Genomic DNA, 20,947 nt, shown 5'->3' on the forward strand with positions numbered 1-20,947 from the left:
ATGGCGAACGTTAAAACCAGGTTGACGAATGCGGTACTGCCCTGGGTTTTGCCGGTGGTGCTGATTGCGGTGTGGCAACTTGCATCGCAGGTGGGCTGGCTGTCGACGCGCATTCTGCCGTCACCGGAAAATATCCTCATCACCTTCTGGAAGCTGACGGTAAGCGGTGAACTGTGGCAGAACCTGGCGATCAGCAGCTGGCGCGCCGCTATCGGCTTCTCCATTGGCGGTTCGATTGGTTTGATTCTGGGTTTGATTACCGGCACTTCACGCGTGGGTGAACGCTTGCTGGATACCTCGGTGCAGATGCTGCGTAACGTACCGCATCTGGCACTGATTCCGCTGGTGATTTTGTGGTTCGGTATTGACGAATCCGCCAAGATTTTCCTCGTGGCGCTGGGTACTCTGTTCCCGATTTATCTCAACACTTATCACGGTATTCGTAACATTGATCGTGGTCTGGTGGAGATGGCGCGCAGCTATGGTTTATCCGGCTGGAGCTTATTCATTCAGGTGATTTTGCCGGGTGCGCTGCCGTCCATTATGGTCGGCGTGCGTTTTGCTCTCGGCCTGATGTGGCTGACCTTGATTGTCGCCGAGACCATTTCCGCTAACTCCGGCATTGGTTATCTGGCAATGAACGCCCGTGAATTCCTGCAAACCGATGTGGTGGTGGTGGCCATCATTCTCTATGCCCTGCTCGGCAAACTGGCTGACGTCGCGGCACAACTGCTGGAGCGCGTCTGGCTGCGCTGGCATCCGGCCTATCAATTGAAGGAGAACGCATGAGCAACGCAACCCTAAATCCGGCGCGCCTGAATCGCGGTACACCGGTTGGCGTAAAGGGCGTCAGCAAGCAATATGGCGATCGCACCATCCTGAACAATATTGATCTGCACATTCCGTCCGGACAGTTTGTTGCAGTTGTTGGCCGCAGCGGCTGTGGCAAAAGTACCCTGCTGCGCCTGTTAGCTGGCCTGGAATCCACCACGCGCGGTGCCTTACTGGCCGGAAATGCGCCGTTATCGCAAGCACGTGAAGACACGCGGCTGATGTTCCAGGATTCACGCCTGCTGCCGTGGAAAAAGGTGATTGATAACGTTGGACTGGGACTGAAAGGCCGCGAATGGCGTGCCGCCGCACTAGAAGCGCTGGATGCCGTTGGTTTGGCCGACCGCGCCAATGAGTGGCCCGCAGCCTTGTCCGGCGGGCAGAAACAGCGCGTGGCGCTGGCGCGTGCGCTGATTCACCGTCCCGGTTTGCTGCTGCTCGACGAACCGCTGGGTGCGTTGGATGCATTAACGCGTATTGAAATGCAGGGATTGATTGAGTCGCTATGGCAGCAGCATAACTTCACCGTGCTGCTGGTGACGCACGATGTTAGCGAAGCGGTGGCGATCGCCGATCGCGTACTGCTGATTGAGGAGGGACAGATTGGGCTGGATTTGCTGGTCGATTTGCCGCGTCCGCGCCGTCGCGGATCTGCGCGTCTGGCGGAACTGGAGGCCGAAGTGCTGGATCGCGTGATGAAGCGAGGTTCATCGGAGCAGCCGCTGAAGTTTGCACAGCAGAGTTAAAAAAGGTGCGCATAAATGCGCACCCTGTGAAATACGCGTAGGGTCGCCATTTATGGCGACCACTATGATTACGCGTTCAATGCTTTAGTGATCTTCTCGTACAGATCGCCAGACAGCTTATCCAACCCTTTCAACGTCTCCAGCGCCTTGCGCATCAACGCCTGACGGTCAGCATCGTAACGTTTCAGACGAATCAACGGCTCGATCATCCGCGCGGCCACCTGCGGGTTACGCGTATTGAGATCGGTCAACATCTCCACCAGGAACTGATAGCCGCTGCCATCTTTGGCGTGGAATGCCGCCGGATTAGCAGAAGCAAATGCCCCAATCAGCGAACGAATACGGTTCGGGTTGCCCATGGTGAATGATCGGTGATGCAGCAGTTCGCGCACCTTGCTCAGCACATCCGCCGCCGGGCTGGTGGCTTGCAGCACAAACCATTTATCCATCACCAAACCATCCTGATGCCAGCGCTCGTCGTATGCGGCTAACAAGGTATCGCGGCACGGCAGATTCGCCGCTACGGCCGCGGCCAGTGCCGCTAACGCGTCGGTCATGTTGTTCGCCTGCTGATATTGCGCCTGCACCAGCTTGTCTGCTTGTATCGCATCGGCAAACGCCAGATAGCCAAGGCAGACGTTTTTCAGCGTGCGCTTGCCAATTTCTGCATGCTCAATTTTGTATTCGCTGCTTTGGTTGGCCAGATAGAGGGCAAAGAATTCATCACTCAACTCTTTAGCCAGCGTACGTACCAGCGCATCGCGCACCGCCGAGATCGCCAGCGGATCGATGACATCAAACAGTTCCGCAATTTCATTCTCAGAGGGCAGCGACAGAATCAACGCTTTCAGCGCCGGATCGCCCTGCTCATCCAGCAGCACCGCGCGGAATGCATCGGCGACATGCAGCGGCAGCGACAGCGGCTGCCCCTGCTGATGGCGCGCCACATTCAGACGAATATAAGTGGCCAGCAAACTCTGTGCCGCATCCCAGCGAGCGAAATCGTTGCGCGCGTGACGCATCAGGAAGGTGAGCTGCGCATCGCTCCATTTATAGTCGAGCTTCACCGGCGCGGAGAATTCACGCAGCAGTGAGGGCACCGGCTGGAAATAGACTTTGTCGAAAATAAAAGTCTGGAACTCTTCGGTGACGTTCAGCACGTGATGCACCGGATGTCCGTTGTGCTGCAGCGGGATCACGTTGCCTTCGTTATCGTACAGTTCGATATCCAGCGGAATGTGTAGCGGCAGTTTCTCTTTCTGCTCGGCGGTGGCCGGCGTACGCTGGGTGACATGCAGCGTGTACTGCTCAAGCTCAGGATTGTAGTCATCGCGCACCGTCAGGATCGGCGTGCCCGCCTGGCTGTACCAGCGGCGGAACTGAGAAAGATCAACGTTGGAGGCATCTTCCATCGCCTGCACAAAATCATCACAGGTGGCGGCGCTGCCATCGTGGCGCTCGAAATAGAGCTGCATGCCCTTCTGGAAATTCTCTTCGCCGAGCAAAGTGTGCATCATGCGGATCACTTCCGAACCTTTCTCGTATACCGTCAAGGTGTAGAAGTTGTTCATCTCGATTACCTGATCCGGACGGATCGGATGCGCCATTGGGCTGGCATCTTCGGCAAACTGCGCACCACGCATCACGCGCACATTATCAATGCGGTTGACCGCACGTGAACCGAGGTCTGAACTGAACTCCTGATCGCGGAACACCGTCAGGCCCTCTTTCAGGCTGAGCTGGAACCAGTCGCGGCAGGTGACGCGGTTACCCGTCCAGTTGTGGAAATACTCATGTCCAATAACCGCTTCAATGCCGAGATAATCTTTGTCGGTGGCCGTTTCGGCTTTCGCCAGCACATATTTGGAGTTGAAGACGTTGAGACCTTTGTTCTCCATCGCGCCCATATTGAAGAAATCCACCGCAACGATCATAAAAATGTCGAGGTCATACTCGAGGTTGAAGCGCTCTTCATCCCACTTCATGCTGGCTTTCAGCGAGGTCATCGCCCAATCGGCGCGATCCAGATTGCCGCGGTCGACAAAGATCTCCAGCGCCACATCGCGGCCTGAGCGGGTGGTGAAACTGTCACGTAGCACGTCGAAATCACCGGCCACCAGCGCAAACAGGTAACAGGGTTTCGGGAAGGGATCTTGCCACTTCACCCAATGACGGCCATCTTCATGGCGCCCGCTCTCCAGCTTGTTGCCGTTCGAGAGTAAATAAGGATAGCGTGCGGCATCGGCAATAATGGTGGTGGTAAAGCGCGCCAGCACATCCGGGCGGTCGAGATACCAGGTGATGTGGCGGAAACCTTCGGCTTCACATTGGGTACAAAGCGCTTCGCCAGATTGATATAACCCTTCCAGCGCGGTGTTTTTATCCGGATGGATGTCATTAATGATGGTCAGGGTAAAGTTGTCCGGCACCTGGCTAATGAACAACGCGCCCTCTTCTTCGCGATAATGCGACCATGGATTGCCATCCACCGCCAGCGACACCAGCGTGAGGTCTTCACCATCAAGGCGCAGCTCCGCATCCGCAGCACCCAGTCGCTTGACCTGACTGACCGCCGTAACGCGCGTCGAGGCGGCATCCAGATCAAACGTCAGGTCGATGTCGGTAATGGTGTAATCCGGCGCACGGTAATCGTGGCGATATTTAATTTGCGGCTGTTGCGTCATAAGTCCTTCTCGCATCTTTTAATCGTTAATATGTTGACCCGTCAAAGTCTAAGCGGGTTGTGCCTTCGTTGCCACGCACAATGCGTACCTTCGTTGAAAAGGCTACAATTCATTAACAATGGCACAAATGACCCTCGACCTGCCACCCGCAATTATGGTGTGATCGCGGTCATTACTGTTTTATACTCCTGCGTCTTTATGACTTTGTTGAACACCGGGCTCTGCTCCGCGGAAGAGGATGCTGAAACGCACCATGACTGGACATGCTTCCCCGATTTTGACCACGCTGCTTGATACCGATGCGTACAAGCTTCATATGCAGCAGGCCGTCTATCATCGCTATTATGATGTCCCGGTTACGGCGGAATTTCGCTGCCGTGGCGATGAACTGCTGGGTATTTATGCGGACGAGATCCGCGCACAAATTGAAACCCTGCAAACGCTTGCCCTTAGTGACGATGAGTATCACTACCTTAGCGGGCTACCCTTCTTTCAAACCGATTACCTCAACTGGCTGCGCCAGTTCCGCCTCGATCCATCACAGGTAAATGTCCGCAACGACAATGGCCATCTGACGATTCAGATTCATGGTCCGTGGCGTGAAGTGATTCTGTGGGAAGTGCCGTTGCTGGCGTTGATCAGTGAAGTCGTGCATCGTCATCGCACGCCGCAGATGGGTGTGGACCAGGCGGTAGCGCACTTGCATGACAAGCTGGTGGCGTTCCGTCAGCAGGTGGGTGATTTGGATATGTCGCGCTTCCAACTGATGGATTTCGGCACGCGTCGCCGCTACTCCAAAGCGGTGCAGGAAGCGATTGTCAGCACGCTAAAAGCCGAATTCCCGTGGTTGGTTGGCACCAGTAACTACGATTTGGCGCGCCGTCTGCAGCTTAATCCGGTGGGTACTCAGGCGCATGAATGGTTCCAGGCGCATCAGCAGATTAGCCCGGTGCTGGCGAATAGCCAACGCGCCGCGCTGCAATCGTGGCTGGATGAGTACGATGATCAGTTAGGCATCGCACTCACGGACTGCATCACGATGGACGCCTTCCTGCGCGACTTTGGGCCAGGCTTCGCCCATCGTTATCAGGGTTTGCGTCACGATTCCGGCGATCCGGTGGAATGGGGCGAGAAAGCCATTGCGCACTATCAGCGTCTGGATATCGACCCGAAAAGCAAAACGCTGGTGTTCTCAGATAACCTCAATCTGGACAAAGCGCTGGCGCTCTATCGTCATTTTGGTCAACGCGCCAACGTGGTATTCGGCATAGGTACGCGTTTGTCCTGCGATATTCCCGGCGTTACGCCACTGAATATCGTGATCAAACTGGTGAGCTGCAATGGCAAACCGGTGGCAAAACTTTCTGATAGCCCTGGCAAAACCATATGCCAGGATAAAGCCTTCGTGCGTGCCTTGCGCAAAGCCTTCGATCTGCCGCTGGTCAAAAGAGCCAGCTGATTCCTACTACAGGGTGCTTGCACCCTGCTTCTCGTCAACAAATCTCCCTTTCACCTGCCAATTTTGCTTGTTTCCTGTTGGCTCGCAAGTAACATAGCAAAACCCCGAAAAAGGGCTTTTATCCACTATATATATAGAGAGAACTTTATGAGCGTTGTGCCTGTAGCGGATGTACTGCACGGCCGTGTCGCGGTTGACAGTGAAGTCACCGTACGTGGTTGGGTGCGTACCCGAAGAGATTCCAAAGCTGGTCTTTCCTTTATCGCCGTTTACGACGGTTCCTGCTTTAATCCCGTTCAGGCCGTCGTCAATAATTCTCTGAATAATTATCAGGATGAAGTGCTGCGTCTGACCACCGGCTGTTCCGTGATCATTACAGGCAAAGTGGTGGAATCACCGGGCGAAGGCCAGGCATTTGAGCTGCAGGCGACCCAGGTTGAAGTCACCGGCTGGGTTGACGATCCAGATACCTATCCCATGGCGGCAAAACGTCACAGCATCGAATACCTGCGCGAAGTGGCGCATTTGCGTCCGCGTACCAACCTGGTTGGCGCCGTGGCTCGCGTACGTCATACGCTGGCGCAGGCGCTGCATCGCTTCTTCCACGAAAACGGTTATTTCTGGGTCTCCACTCCGCTGATCACCGCTTCGGATACGGAAGGTGCTGGCGAGATGTTCCGCGTGTCGACGCTCGACATGGAAAACCTGCCGCGCGATCCGCAGGGCAAAATCGATTTCGATAAAGATTTCTTCGGCAAAGAAGCGTTCCTGACCGTATCTGGTCAGCTCAATGCCGAAACCTATGCCTGTGCGCTCTCTAAGGTGTATACCTTTGGCCCAACCTTCCGTGCTGAAAACTCCAACACCAGCCGCCATCTGGCGGAATTCTGGATGCTTGAGCCAGAAGTGGCTTTCGCAACGCTGGATGATGCCGCAGCCCTGGCTGAAGCCATGCTGAAATACGTGTTCCAGGCGGTGTTGAATGAGCGCGCGGATGACATGGCTTTCTTTGCGGAGCGCGTTGACAAAGATGCAGTTGCCCGTTTGGAACGTTTTGTTCAGACCGATTTTGCACAGGTAGATTACACCGATGCGGTAGAGATCCTGCTGAAAAGCGGCCAAACCTTCGAGAACCCCGTGTCATGGGGCGTGGATCTCTCATCTGAACACGAGCGTTACCTTGCCGAGCAGCACTTTAAAGCACCGGTGGTAGTGAAAAACTATCCGAAAGACATCAAAGCTTTCTATATGCGTATGAACGACGATGGCAAAACCGTGGCAGCGATGGATGTTCTCGCGCCGGGTATCGGCGAAATCATCGGTGGTTCGCAGCGTGAAGAGCGTCTGGATGTACTGGATGCGCGTCTGGCAGAAATGGGCCTGAATAAAGAAGATTATTGGTGGTATCGTGACCTGCGTCGTTACGGCACCGTTCCACATGCAGGCTTCGGATTAGGTTTCGAACGATTAATCGCCTATGTCACCGGCGTACAAAATGTAAGGGATGTTATCCCCTTCCCACGTACCCCACGCAATGCGAATTTCTAAAATTAGCGATTAATTATAAGTAATTCATATATATAAAGAGGTCGGCCTAGCCGGCCTTTTTTTATTTTTGTAAATTTAGAGTTCTCTCACAAAGTTCCCGATATTTTACAAATTGTAATACAATTTTTCCTTTTGATACTCAATTGCGAGATTTGAATCATCTTCGGGCTAGAATTAGCAACCCCGTGATGGAAAGATGCGTGCAGACACAGGAGACATCAAACTTCTTTCAAGGTTCTGTAAAGATTTCTTGGCAGCAGTGGCAGATGTCCAAATAACTCCAATGAGGGTAATAAAAAATGATGAAGCGCAACATTCTTGCAGTGGTTATCCCAGCTCTGTTAGCTGCAGGCGCAGCAAACGCAGCAGAAATTTATAACAAAGACGGCAACAAACTGGACCTGTACGGTAAAGTTGATGCACGTCACACTTTCTCTGATGACGCTGGTAATGATGGCGATGCAACGTATGTTCGCTTCGGCTTCAAGGGTGAAACTCAGATTACCGACCAGCTGACCGGTTATGGCCAGTGGGAATACAACGTTCAGGCTAACAACACTGAAGGCGCTGATGCGCAAGACGGCAACAAAACCCGTCTGGGCTTCGCCGGTCTGAAATTTGGTGATGCAGGTTCATTCGACTACGGTCGTAACTACGGCGTTATCTATGACGCAATGTCTTACACTGACCAACTGCCAGTGTTCGGTGATGATACCCTGTATCAAGACAACGACAACTTCATGATTGGTCGTTCAAGCGGTCTGGCTACTTACCGTAACAGCAACTTCTTCGGTCTGGTTGAAGGCCTGAGCTTCGCAGCACAGTACCAGGGCAAAAACGAAGGTTCTCGTGACCCACTGGCACAGAACGGCGACGGCTGGGGTACTTCTGTAGCGTATGACACCGGTATGGGCATCAGCGCTGTCGGTTCTTACTTCTCTTCTGACCGTACCAACGATCAAGTTGCAGATGGCAACGGCGACAAAGCTGACGCATACGGTTTCGGTCTGAAATATGACGCGAACAACGTATACCTGGCAGCATTCTACGGTGAATCACGTAACACCACTGCTTACGGTAGCTTCGCTCGTCAGACTGCTAACAAAACTCAGAACTTCGAAGTGGTTGCACAGTATCAGTTCGATTTCGGTCTGCGCCCATCCATCGCTTACCTGCAGTCTAAAGGCAAGCAGCTGAATGGCAACACTAACACCGACAACGGTGCGACCTTCGCTGGTGGCGACGCTGACCTGGTTAAATACATCGAAGTGGGCACCTACTACTACTTCAACAAAAACATGTCTGCGTATGTTGACTACAAAATCAACCTGCTGGATGACAACGATTACACCCGTGCTCAGGGCGTAAGCACCGACGACGTAGTTGGCGTTGGCCTGGTTTACCAGTTCTAATCATCCGATTAGAGTTGCGTAATACCTAAAAACGGAGCCTTCGGGCTCCGTTTTGCATTTCAGTGATCGGCTTCGCAATTAGCTTTTCTACTTTCAGCACCCGCCCTATTTCTTTTTTATATCAACGGTTGGCAAGCGTGCCGTCTAACGCTAACCTGATAGCTCATTTCGCTAAAGTTCACCCAAACGGAACTGACTCATGTTTGAATCGATCTCTGCCGCACCCGCCGATCCTATTCTGGGACTGGCTGACCTTTTTCGCGCCGATGACCGCCCGACGAAAATCAATCTTGGCATTGGTGTGTATAAAGATGAAACCGGTAAAACGCCGGTACTCACCAGTGTTAAAAAAGCTGAGCAGTATCTGCTGGAAAACGAAACCACCAAAAACTATCTGAGCATTGATGGTCTGGCGGATTTCGCGCGTTGTACGCAGGAATTGCTATTCGGAAAAGAGAGCCCATTGATCTCAGCGGGCCGCGCCTGCACAGCACAGACGCCCGGCGGCACCGGCGCCCTGCGCGTAGCGGCAGATTTCCTGGCAAATCAAACTGACGTGAAGCGCGTTTGGGTGAGTAATCCAACCTGGCCGAACCATAATAATGTGTTCAACGCCGCGGGCCTCGAAGTGTGTGATTACCACTATTATGACGCAGCAAGTCACAGCCTCGATTTTGACGGCATGGTGGCATCACTGCAGGAAGCCAAAGCGGGCGATGTAGTGTTATTCCATGGCTGCTGCCATAACCCAACCGGCGTCGATCCAACGGCCGATCAGTGGCAACAACTGGCGAAACTGTCGCAAGAAAAAGGGTGGCTGCCACTGTTCGATTTCGCCTACCAGGGCTTTGCTCGCGGTCTGGATGAAGACGCTGAAGGCCTGCGTATTTTTGCAGCGTCACATCAGGAACTGATTGTTGCCAGCTCCTACTCTAAGAACTTCGGCTTGTATAATGAGCGCGTCGGCGCCCTGACGCTGGTTGCAGCGAGTAGCGACGTGGCGAAAACCGCGTTCAGTCAGGTTAAATACACCATTCGCGCCAACTATTCGAATCCACCATCACACGGTGCTGCGGTAGTCGCCACCATTCTCAGCAATGATGCGCTGCGTACTATCTGGATTCAGGAACTGACCGATATGCGTCAGCGCATCCAGCGCATGCGTCAGCTGTTTGTGAATACCCTGGCGGAGAAAGGGGCTAACCAAGACTTTAGCTTTATCATTAAGCAGAACGGCATGTTCTCATTCAGCGGGCTGACTAAAGATCAGGTGGTGCGTCTGCGTGAGGAGTTCGGTGTATATGCGGTGAATTCTGGTCGCGTTAACGTGGCTGGTATGACGCCAGACAATATGTCGGCGCTGTGCGAGGCGATAGTCGCGGTTTTATAATCCGTTAAATAATTCATGATGCAGGCAGGCGGCAAACGAGAGAGTCCCGATGAGCTTACATTAGTAAGCGATTGGGCGAACGAGAGCAGCAAACGCGCCTGCAACATGAAACGGATAAAAAATGGGCCGGAATGGCCCATTTTCTATTCTTGCAGGAAAGGATTGCTAACGCGCTCGCGCCCCAACGTCGAGACTGGTCCATGACCCGGCACGAATGTCACATCATCGCCTAATGGCAGCAGCTTGGTTTTAATCGCATTAATCAAGTCGCTGTGGCTGCCCTGCGGGAAATCGGTGCGTCCAACGCCCCCGTTAAATATCACATCCCCCGAAATCAGCAGACGTCCCGCACGGTCGAAGAACACAATATGGCCTGGCGTATGGCCGGGGCAAAGCAGCACTTCCAGTACGACATTGCCAACCTGCACGGTTTCGCCCTCTTCCAGCCAGCGTTCCGGCGTCAGCGGTGCGCATTCCGGTAAGCCAAACATACGGCTCTGCGTCGGCAGATTATCTAACCAGAAAGCATCAAGCGGATGGGGACCGACGATCGGGACCTGATAGTGTGCAGCCAATTCTGCAGCGGCCCCAACATGATCGAGATGACCATGAGTGAGCAATATTTGCGACGGCGTTAAACCACGTTCAGCCAATATTGCTTTGATAGTTTCCGCATCACCGCCGGGATCGACCAGTGCGGCTTGTTGCGTATCGTCATCCCAGATAACTGAACAGTTCTGGGAAAAGGCCGTAACCGGAATAATTTGGTAATTCATAGCGCTCCATGACCGACACACGCAGCGCTGCCGGTATCAGGACCAGTGCCTTGCAGGCCCGGTATCAATGTGTACGAAGTTGCTGCGCGGGTAATATCCTACACCACCGGCGCGCATAGATAACGCCGCTTTGCGAACATTGCTCAACGAAATTCCCTCAATATGGAAATCCATCGCTTGTCCTTTAGTGTGATAGCTTTTTTTCGCCACGCCCGGACCGGACTCACGCAACATATTGTTGGTTGCCAGAGAACGGTAACCCGAGATCAGCTGCACCGGTTTACGCGTATCCAGCAATGTCTGCAAACGATAAAGCTGATCAAAAAGATGGGGATCGATATTCTTCACCTGATTGGCGCGAAAATCACGGAAGAAGTGGTTTAAACGTGCTAACTCATCCTTGTCATAACGCTTACCGTTAAAAAACTCTGTTTTGAGGGTTTCACCGGTATGAAGGTTACTAAGCGTCAATACTCGTGGGCGGGCAGTGGAAAGCGAAGCCAGAGCGGAGCCTGGAAGCATCGCCAAACCTGCTGCTGCGCCTCCAATCAAGAGTAATCGACGACGTTGAGAATCAAAATTAGCCATGAAACGGGGTTACCTAATCTAAAGCGGATAAAATATGTGCGAAAAGTACACAAGGCCGAACATTAACCGCAGGCAAAAGCTCAGTCAACCCAGAATATGGCGCAGACGGCCAAAACCAGCGCAAAATCAAATTTTCGCGACTGGTCTTGGTTAATGAAATGTAAAAGGAGGAGCGTCAAATCAATGACTAAAGCAGTAATTGTCCTGCTTTATGCAATACCTGACTGCCGGAACGCGCGGGATTATCATAATTGTAAATATCTGTACGATACTGTGGTTGCCCATCATCGGCGACCCAGGCGGTTAAATAATAGAGGTTGACCGGAATCCGATGGCGAATCGACACATAACGCGTGTTGCCCTCTTTCAATGTGTCCGAAATACGTCCGTCGTTCCAGCCCACATCCTGCAGCAAGAGATCGGCCAGCTCTGACGCTTTATTCACGCGCACGCAGCCCGAGCTAAGCGCCCGAATATCACGCTGGAACAGCGTGTGGTTGGGCGTATCGTGCAGATAAATGGCATCCGAACTTGGCATATTGAACTTATAACGCCCAAGTGAGTTGGTCGCGCCTGGCGCTTGGCGAATGCGATATGGGAAACTCGCTGCCGACACCATATGCCAGTCAATCATCGACGGATCAATCACTTCGGCATCAGCGCTCCAGCCGGACAGCAACGTGTAGCCATGCTTATACAGGTAAGTCGGGTCCTGCTTCACTTTTGGCACAATATCCTGGCGTACCAGAGTAGTCGGAACGTTCCACGGTGGATTCAGCACCACATTATTCAGTGCGCTGCGCATCAATGGCGTTTTGCGGTCAGGACGTCCCACAATCACCCGGGATGACAGAATGGTGGCACCGTTGTTGTAGTAGGTCAGTGAATAGTTCGGGATATTCACCATGATGCCGTTATGCATATCATCCGGCAGCAGGCGCAGACGCTGGATGTTCAGTGCCAGCAGCGAGGCACGCAGCTGCGGCGGCACATTCAACCATTGACGCGTACGCGGACCAATCGCGCCGTCATCAGCTAATCCCTGCCAATGCTGGAAGCGCTTGACCCCCTCGACCAGCGCAGTGTCATAGACATTGGGACCGGATGCCGTCGGAGTAGCAGCCACATTATTATTGGCCACGTCAGGAGAAGCAGCGAGAGCAGGCGCTGCATCAATATCATCAAAGTTTGCAGCGGACGGACTCACCGCCACCGGTTGATTACTCTGGCTTACGGGAACCGGCGCTGTGGGTACTGCATCTTCTGCAGGTGTTGGCGTGCTGCTGTGGCTAGCGGTGAGCATGCCTGTACGTTGCAGAATCTCACGCAGCGCCGGCACATCATTACTGATCTGGCCCGGGCGCAGGGTGCTGCTGTCGCGCAGTTGCGGCCATGGATTATTATCAGTCAGCAGGGCTTTCAGTGCGTTATGCATCGGCAGGTATTGCGGATGCTGTGGTTGCAATGACAACACGAACGTGCGGCTACCACCGGCGTTAACCGCATTCTGCCATTGATTGATCGCCGCTAGCGCTGGCATGGTCAGCTTATACGGCACATTGCTGTAGAGCCAGGTTTCGCCTTGCGTCGGCACGTTGGCAACGAATTGCAGGTAGCCTAGCATGGCATCACTCAGCACGATATCGCGCGCCAGCCCTTTGATATTAGGGTTGGTCAGCCGCTCCACCCAGCGGGTAAATTGTGGCTGCACGCCGGAGAGCGCCACTTCCGCCAGCTGTTGCTGAAACGCCTGCACCGCTTGAGGGTCTTGCCAAAGCGGTGCCATGTCACGCGATGCGTAAATGCCGGCTAAGCCCGGCAAGTAGAAAGGTTGCTCAGTGGCGCTAAAGGCCTGCTGAATTTGTTGCTGGCTGGCAGCAACTGACATTGTACTGTGCGTAGAGTGGGGTAGCGTGGAGGTGATGGCCGCATAGCTTACCGTCAACGGCGATAATACCAATGACAAACCGAGTGCTACTGCAGCACGACTCATTTTGCTCTTATTGTTTAGCAACATCCCTGCCCCCTTCTCACCAATGACACAGCGCCCTGTGATCGCCATGTACAGCCATACTCTTAATGTTGAGTATACGAATAAAAAACGGCATCTGCCTCTCAGTGCAAATGCCGCTTATAGATTAAACGCAGTGCTGTTTTTTAACCAGATTCAGCGTTAGCTATTTTCCGTTTCCAGACCGAGCCTGGAATTTTCATTTTTCACCGGCGATGGGTCCGCTGAGAAACCGCGCAGACCAACGACATGCACGTGCTCAGTGTTGTTAAACACCTTACGCACCAGCTTGTAGGTGGTCCCTTTTTCCGGGCTGATGTTTTCCGGTGCTGCAATAACCAGCTGCATCTCCAGACGTTCGCACAGCTCAAACAGCGTAGCGATTGAACGTGCATCCAGACGCGCCGCTTCATCAAGGAACAGCAGACGGCACGGCGAAATATCTTTGCCACGCAGACGACGCGACTCCTCTTCCCAGCTCTGGACCACCATCACCAGAATCGACATCCCGGTACCAATCGCTTCACCGGTAGAAAGTGCGCCACTTTCCGCACGCAGCCAGCCATCAGAACCACGGTTAACCTCCACTTCCATCTCGAGATAGTTGCGATAGTCGAGTAGCTCTTCACCAATGGTTTGCGGCGTGCGCTGGCCCATATCGATCTGCGGATTCAGGCGCTGATAAAGTTTCGCCAGCGCTTCTGAGAAGGTCAGGCGATTACTGGTGAACAGATCCTGATGCTGCTCATGCTCTTCTGACAGCGTATCCAGCAGCGTTGAGTGCGCTTCACGTACGTTAACGTTCAGGCGAACGCTGCGCACCTGACCAAAGCTTACGGCCTGCAAGCCCTGATTCAGTTGGCGGATACGGTTCTGCTCGCGCTGGATCGTTTTGCGAATAATGTTCGCCGCACTGCGTGAACTGATGGCTAGCGTTTGCTCGCGCGCGGTCAGCTCTTCAGTCAGACGATTCAGCTCAATTTCCATCTGTTCGATAGCTTCGACCGGATCATCGGTACGAATGATGTCCTGACGAATACGTTCACGCAGATGCTGGTACACCGCGATAAAGAACTGAATCTTGCGTTCCGGACGTTTCGGATCTTCAGACATGCGCAGCACATCGCGCAGATGTTCGTTATCCGCCACCGCCAGACGCAGCGCACCCAGCGCCTTATCCGACATGGATCGCAGCTCATCGCCGCTGAGATACGCCAGTTCGCGACGATGCAAACGACGCTCAACGCCGTTCTCTTTAACCAGACGCAACACCGTGCACCAGCCCGCTTTGGCAGTAACCACCTGCTCACGAATCTGGTGATAATCGCGCTCCAGCTTGCGCAGTTTCTTCTGCAGGCTGTCCATCTCGGCTTCACAGAAGGTGATCTGTTTTTCCAGCTGATTGCGACGCGCACGGTTATGGCTAAGCGCACTGTACAACTCATCACGACGAATGCGCGCCCGCTCTTCCGCGCTGGCATCCGCCTGCACGCCGATATCCTGCATCTCTTGCTGCAGCTCTTTCAGCATGTCGCGCTTAGCATCGTAAGAACTTTTTAGCGACGCCAGCACCTGTGAATACTGCGTCAGCTGCGCCTGATGCCCGCGCAGACGTTCGCGCGCGCGGCTGCGCTCGCCTTCTGCCTGCTCGAGACGCTGGCGCAGTTGTTCATTGAGATCGCTGTTGCCGCCCAACATGCCAGCCGAGCTTTCATAGTTGAAATGCGCACGGCGCTGCACCACTTCGGTCAGGGCAAAGGCCTGCTGACGTGCATCGCGCTGCTGTTGCTGTGCCTGCTGATAATCGCGCTGCAACTGATCGTGCTGCTGCGGATCGCTTTGCAGTACCGCAATCAACGGCTCCAGTTTGCTGAGTTTGCTGCCGTGCTGATGCAGGAAACGCGCGGCTTCCTGCGCCTCTTCCACGCGCTCGCGAATCTCTTCACAACGATCGCCGAGAGTATCATCGAGCAGCAGATTGACGCGCGGTAATAGGCGGTTCAGCTGGCTCACGCCCTCTTTTGCCTGCTCAAACTGTGCGCGCTGCTGTTGATTGTCGTTTTCATGCTGCGCCAACGCACGCTCCAGTTCGCCACGGCGGCTGTTGAGCTGGCGAATCAGTGCTTCCGGATCTTCATCAAACGCCACCGCTAAGTGGCTACCGATAAAGCGGCTGAAGGATTGATGCAGACGTTGCGTTTTCTGCACATCAAACGACAGCGTGGCGTAACGCTCAGCCAGCTGTTCACGTTCGTTGTTGAGCAGCTCAAGCTGATTTTCACGCGCCGCACGACCAAATAGCGGCACTTTCGGGAAGCGTGAGTAGCGCCACTGACGCTCAGCCACTTTCACCACCACCGCTTTTTCCAGCTCTTCGACGCTAAAGACGCTATCGTCAAACGCTTGCGGATCGCCCTCAATCAGGTAGAGATCTTCCGGGCACTCATCTAAACCGTCGAGCAGTTCGCGCACCAGCGACAAATCTGGCACCACGATGGCGTGACGCGATGGACCATACAACGCCGAGAAGTACGGCGCGTCATCCAGCGTGACATCGTCGTAAATTTCCGACAGCAGCACGCCGCCAAAGCGTTCCGCCAGCTGCGTCAGGCGCGCATCTTCCGCTCCGCCCGGCTGGCTCAGTCGTTCAATTTGCTGTTCGACTTCACGCTTACGCGCCGCCAGCTCATCGCGCTCAACGGTGGTTTCGCGCTCGCGCTCCAGCAGTTGCTGCATAAACTCGGTGATTTGCTGGCTGCTGGTCAGCTCCTGGCCGGTTTGCTCGCTGAGTTGGGTGAGGATCTCCTGCGCTGCCAGCCAATGTGGCGCGCGCGCGGTCAATGCGGTAATACGCTCACGCAGCTGCTCCAGCTCCTGACGCATCAGCATGCGGCGTTCACCCGCATCCGAGACGCTTTCGTTAAGCTGTTCGATTTGCGCTTCGAGTTCACGCTGCAAACCGTCCAGTGCATCCGCATCGTATTGCTGGCCCTGACGTTTACAGAAGTCCGCCAGCAGGCGCTCGGCATCATGCTGCTCACGCAGACGGGTTTCCAGCTCGTTGAGACGCAAACGCAGCGATGACAGCTGATCGGCATGATGACGCTGATTAGCCGCATCGCGCAGTAATTCGCGCCCCACTTGCCAGGCATCCTGACGGCCGACGTCATCACCGGCAATGCTGGTGACCAGGCTTAACGCCTGCTCGAACTGGCTGTGTGCCGCTTCGGCGACGCTCAGCTTCTGCTCCAGACGCAGTAATCGCTCGGTGGCTTCTTCTTCCCGCGCCTGGAAGGTTTCCTGCCATTCGGCAGCATTATCGATACTCAAATCGGGCAGCTGACACTGCGTACGCGCTTTTTCCAACGCCTGCAATGCCTGCTGATATTGAATCGCCCGCGTCTGTTGCACATCGAGTGCCTGCTGAAAATCAGCAAGCTGGCTTTTCAGCTCATCCACTTCGATTTCAGCCGCTTCGGCGCGCGCTTCATTCTCTTCCTGCACGTCACGCGCTTCAGCAACCACTTCGTTCTGCTCTTCCAGACGATAGGTCAACTCTTCCAAATCGGCATCGTATCGCTCGATTTTCTCCTGCTGACGCATCGCGGTTTGCACCAGATTCAGGTGATCGCTGGCACCCTGATAATCGGTTTCCAGGTCGTTCTCGGCAGCGTTGTGCTCAGACAACTCACGCGCCATCTCAATGTGACGATACTGCTCGGAAATCAGCTGATTGCGACTGGTGAACAATTCATTACGCAGTTGGAGCGCACCGTCGAGGTGAATACGACGCTCGTTGGCGTGGCGCATGTAGTCGGCAGAAACATAGCTGGTGGCTTCAGAGATCAGATGCTTAAACAGGTCGCGATCGGACTGGGTGACGCGAATCGCTTCCAGCGTCATGCGGTTTTCACGCAGCGCGGCTTCCATATCCTGGAAAGCCTTACGCACGCCGCCGTTTTCCGGCAGCAGGTAGTCGCGCAGTGAGCGGGTAATGGCGCTCGAAATACCGCCATACAAGGAAGCTTCAATCAGGCGATAGAACTTACTGCGATCGCTGGCATTACGCAGACGACGCGGCACTACGCCGAGCTCGAACAGCACCGCATGATAGTCCGTTACTGAGTTGTACTGGCGGAACTGCACGCCTTCCTGCGCTTCAACGCGCTCCTTCACTTCCGTCAGCGGCAAGACGCGCGCCTGGCGGTTGTTGAGGATTTCAGTCAGCATGTCGGTTGGCTGCGAATCCGTCGGTAAACCGTGAATACTGAATGGCTTGATATCGACCTTTTTATCGCGCCCGGCCACCTGCTGCAGACGCACCCCAACCACCACACGTTGATGGCGTGAGTTGACCACATCCAGCACCGAATAACAGACGCCGGCGCGCAGTTTGCCGTGCAGCCCTTTATCGCGCGAACCCGATGTCGCCCCAGCTTCGGTGGTGTTTCGGAAGTGCAGCAGCGTTAGATCAGGGATCATCGCCGTGACGAAGGCCGCCATGGTGGTAGATTTACCGGCACCGTTACCGCCCGATAGCGTGGTCACCAGCTCATCGAGATCAAAAGTACGGGCAAAGAAGCCGTTCCAGTTGATCAGCGTTAGCGAACGAAATTTACCGCGTTCAATCATGCTTGCTCATCCTCCGCGTTATCACTCGCGTCGCTTTCAGCGTCAATATCATTATCTGCTTCATCGTTCTCTGTCGCAGCCGGCGCGCTTTCCAGCGTCATCGCTTCACCGTCACGAATCAGGCGCAGCTGCGCTTCACGCGCATCGTCACCGCTGCGCACGTCAGCACCAAAGCGGAACACCGATTCGGTGATGCGGAATTTGCTGCTGTCATTGCCCATAAACCACACCATGCCAAGACGACGCAGACGGCTCAGCGAGGCGCGCATTTTTTCCTGCAGCTTAGCGCGATCGAGATCGGAACCGGTGGAACGCTGGTTCACCAGCTTCAGCAGTTTGCTCTCATCGGCCAGCGACAGCAGCTCGTCGTACAGCTCCTGGTGGGTAAAAATTCCCTCATTGGCCAGACGTTCCGGACTGAGATAGAGGTAGCAAAGAATTTTGCCCACCATCATATCCAGCTCGGACAGTACCGAGCGCGGAATCAATGTGGTTGAACGCGGACGCAGATAGAAAAAGCCTTCCGGCGCGCGGATCAGTTCAACGTTGTAGCGCGCGTAAAACTCTTCGAGGTATTCCTGGTATTCCATCAGGAAGGCGTGATTATCCAGCTCTTCAATGCCAATGTGGCGACCCGCGCGTAACTGGCTATCGAGCGCCGGGAAAATCGGATTTGCCAGAGCCAATGCCAGTTTGACTGGCATCACTTGTTCAATATTTGTCGATGACATGTGCCTGCACCTTGGCTCCGTAATCATTAATGGCCTGCCATTGCGCAGGCAGGCCGGCTAAATCAGCTTCGGCCACGCCGAGTCGTACCGCCTGATCGATGACGATACGTGCCAAATCAAAGTGGCGCGCGCGCGGATACTGCGACAGGTAGTCGCGCATAACCGTCGCCAGATGGAGCGGTTTCTGCTCCTGTTTGTAGATCTGCAGCGCCTCTTCGATCATCGCGGCCAGCTGTTCGCGAATCTCATTAAACTCTTCATATTCCATTTCCGGCGGCAGCTCGCCCATCACTTCGTCATTGCGCAGCGTCATCTCTTCATCGCGCATATCATAAAGACGATCGGCATTGGCGTAGGTTAGCGCCCACGGCTGGTCGAAATAGTTCTGCACCGACAGGCGTAAACGCTGCGCAAAAACGCGGTTCTTATCCATGTCGATGGCGGTACGAATAAACTTATGTACGTGGCGGTCATAGCCGATCCACAAATCGATAGCCTGCTGGCCCCAGCTGATGATGCGATCCAGCTTGTTTTGCAGATCAAACACCAGCTTATCGACAAAGCCGAGATCCGGGCTGCTCAGCGTGGCGTCCTGAATACGCAGCAGGTTGGCCTGCAGCTTATCGCCCGCCGCTTCTAGCGTATCCTGCAGCTCACGTAGGGTGCCGGAGGTTTCTGACAACAACATTTCACAGCTGGAGATCGCCGCACGCCAATCTTTGTTAAGCAGATCGGCAATATCGGTTTTCACCGCCTGTTGCTGCTCATCCATCAGACGTTGCGTCATGTCGATGCTATCGAAAATTTCCGCCACCGAATATTTCAGCGGCGCAAAGACGTTGCGATGCCAGTGGAATTCGTCACCATCTTCTTCGGCCGCATCCGCCGCGCGTTTAAGCTCCTGCGCCACAATCGACAGCTGCATCGAGAGACGCAACGTGGAGAATTCACGCTGGCGAATGTAGTAGTCGGTAATGCCGATGGCGAGCGGCGTCAGACGATAGATGGCGTGGCCTTCCGTCAGCTCACTGGTAAAGCGGTTGAGCAAGCGCTGGCGCACCATGTCATTAATGGCGTTATTGGCACGCACCTGCACGGTTTCATGGGTTTGTTCGAAAGCCTTGCTCACGTGACGAAACGCGTCAATCAGCTCGCCTTCGCTCATCTCGCCGTCCATGCGCTCACCGTTTAAGGTGGCGATAGCCAGCAAAAAGGCCAGACGTTCTACCGGCAACGCAAGCGAAAAGTCGTTCTTGCGCGCCCATGCCACCAATTCGGGGACCGTCTGGGAAAATTCGCTCATAGTTGATCCTTCTGACTGGGTTTGCGCGCGGTCACGTGGATATAGCGCCCTAAACTCAAAAAGGGCTCCTGGCGACAGAAACGCCGTTCCATCTCAATGATTTCCTCAACGCTCTTCCCTGCGCCGGGTTGCGGCTTCATGTAATCACAGAAGACGCGAATGCCCGCACGCCGTTCAATTTCAAATCCGCAGTTTGTCAGCCAACGCGTCACATCATCGGGATCGCGAGGGAAATCCGGCGACAGCGTGCGCTTTTTGCGTTTGCTCATATTGGCGCGCATATAGCCGAAATTACCGAGCGTTAGGGTGCGGAAAGTTAAGCCATGCGCGTTGTAGAACATCAGCGACAGCACGCCGCCAGGCTTCAACGTGTGCCACAACGCTTGCAGCACCTCTTCCGGCTGTGCGACCCATTCCAACACCGCGTGAAACAATACCAGATCAACCTGCGTATCCAAATGTTCGCCCACCTGCTGGGCGCTAATTTGTTTGAATTGCATGTTGTGGCTCACACCCGCGTTGTGCGCATGTGCTTCGGCCAACTTCAGCATCTCGGCAGAGAGATCGCACAGCAGCACCTGATGACCACGTGCAGCCAGGCCGCTTGAGATTTGTCCCACACCGCCACCGGCATCCAGCACCGCGAGCGGTCCAGCGGGCAGCGTGGGTAACAGTGCTTCCAGTTCATCCCAGACGATCGCCTGGCGCACCTGGCCTTTGCGCGTGCCATAAATGTTCTGTGAGAATTTGTCCGCCAGATCGTCAAAGTTACGATCCTGCATGATGATGGCTCCGCTTTGCTGCATTCAACTTGTGCTATTTTGTCACAGGCTCAA

The 20,947-nt window shown here is 54.4% G+C and carries 14 protein-coding genes; 6 read left to right on the plus strand and 8 right to left on the minus strand.

Annotated features, from left to right (window positions below; genetic code table 11):
- Window positions 1–789 (plus strand): aliphatic sulfonate ABC transporter permease SsuC, encoded by a 789-nt coding sequence (ssuC, locus tag WFL93_RS02400; RefSeq protein WP_007887383.1) that lies wholly within the window; start codon window positions 1–3, stop codon window positions 787–789.
- Entirely contained in the window at window positions 786–1,577 is a 792-nt protein-coding gene (ssuB, locus tag WFL93_RS02405) for an aliphatic sulfonates ABC transporter ATP-binding protein (protein WP_049851031.1), read from the plus strand. Before ssuC ends, ssuB begins: the two co-directional genes overlap by 4 nt.
- A 68-nt stretch (window positions 1,578–1,645) precedes the next feature.
- Here ssuB and pepN read toward each other — a convergent pair whose 3' ends face one another.
- The gene (pepN, locus tag WFL93_RS02410; protein ID WP_336777176.1) at window positions 1,646–4,261 is read right to left on the minus strand and encodes an aminopeptidase N; all 2,616 of its coding nucleotides are present in this window, start codon (window positions 4,259–4,261) and stop codon (window positions 1,646–1,648) included.
- Between the two features lie 253 nt (window positions 4,262–4,514).
- On the opposite strand from pepN, the gene pncB reads away from it, so the two are divergent.
- From pncB to WFL93_RS02430, 4 genes are all read left to right on the plus strand, one after another.
- Window positions 4,515–5,720 (plus strand): nicotinate phosphoribosyltransferase, encoded by a 1,206-nt coding sequence (gene pncB, locus WFL93_RS02415; protein ID WP_336777397.1) that lies wholly within the window; start codon window positions 4,515–4,517, stop codon window positions 5,718–5,720.
- 147 nt (window positions 5,721–5,867) lie between these two features.
- The gene (gene asnS, locus WFL93_RS02420; RefSeq protein WP_049851029.1) at window positions 5,868–7,268 is read left to right on the plus strand and encodes an asparagine--tRNA ligase; all 1,401 of its coding nucleotides are present in this window, start codon (window positions 5,868–5,870) and stop codon (window positions 7,266–7,268) included.
- A gap of 299 nt (window positions 7,269–7,567) precedes the next feature.
- On the plus strand, window positions 7,568–8,680 hold the full coding sequence (gene ompC / locus WFL93_RS02425) for a porin OmpC (protein ID WP_049851028.1): 1,113 nt from the start codon (window positions 7,568–7,570) through the stop codon (window positions 8,678–8,680).
- A 199-nt stretch (window positions 8,681–8,879) separates the two neighbouring features.
- Window positions 8,880–10,070: an amino acid aminotransferase gene (locus WFL93_RS02430; protein ID WP_049851027.1), complete on the plus strand. Its 1,191-nt coding sequence runs from the start codon at window positions 8,880–8,882 to the stop codon at window positions 10,068–10,070.
- A 143-nt stretch (window positions 10,071–10,213) separates the two neighbouring features.
- Here the strand turns inward: WFL93_RS02430 and WFL93_RS02435 are convergent, their stop codons facing one another.
- The 7 genes from WFL93_RS02435 to cmoM form a co-directional block, all read right to left on the minus strand.
- Window positions 10,214–10,846 carry an MBL fold metallo-hydrolase gene (locus WFL93_RS02435; protein WP_336777177.1) on the minus strand — a complete coding sequence of 211 codons (633 nt, stop codon included), beginning with the start codon at window positions 10,844–10,846 and terminating at the stop codon, window positions 10,214–10,216.
- Window positions 10,847–10,882: 36 nt separating this feature from the next.
- Complete coding sequence (locus tag WFL93_RS02440; protein ID WP_007887399.1) at window positions 10,883–11,434, minus strand: YcbK family protein; 552 nt, start codon at window positions 11,432–11,434, stop codon at window positions 10,883–10,885.
- Window positions 11,435–11,621: 187 nt separating this feature from the next.
- Complete coding sequence (gene ldtD / locus WFL93_RS02445; RefSeq protein WP_049851025.1) at window positions 11,622–13,451, minus strand: L,D-transpeptidase; 1,830 nt, start codon at window positions 13,449–13,451, stop codon at window positions 11,622–11,624.
- Between the two features lie 156 nt (window positions 13,452–13,607).
- On the minus strand, window positions 13,608–18,077 hold the full coding sequence (gene mukB / locus WFL93_RS02450; protein WP_336777178.1) for a chromosome partition protein MukB: 4,470 nt from the start codon (window positions 18,075–18,077) through the stop codon (window positions 13,608–13,610).
- Window positions 18,074–18,808, minus strand: coding sequence for a chromosome partition protein MukE (gene mukE / locus WFL93_RS02455; protein WP_336777179.1), 735 nt, complete (start codon window positions 18,806–18,808; stop codon window positions 18,074–18,076). The genes mukB and mukE overlap by 4 nt, the downstream gene beginning before the upstream one ends.
- Window positions 18,789–20,111, minus strand: coding sequence for a chromosome partition protein MukF (mukF, locus tag WFL93_RS02460; protein WP_007887410.1), 1,323 nt, complete (start codon window positions 20,109–20,111; stop codon window positions 18,789–18,791). Before mukF ends, mukE begins: the two co-directional genes overlap by 20 nt.
- A complete protein-coding gene (gene cmoM, locus WFL93_RS02465; RefSeq protein ID WP_180823360.1) occupies window positions 20,108–20,893 on the minus strand; it encodes a tRNA uridine 5-oxyacetic acid(34) methyltransferase CmoM in 786 nt (261 codons plus the stop codon). The genes mukF and cmoM overlap by 4 nt, the downstream gene beginning before the upstream one ends.
- Window positions 20,894–20,947 lie beyond the last annotated feature (54 nt).

Source organism: Pantoea sp. USHLN256 (assembly GCF_037149875.1).
Classification (GTDB): Bacteria; Pseudomonadota; Gammaproteobacteria; order Enterobacterales; family Enterobacteriaceae; genus Pantoea; species Pantoea nemavictus.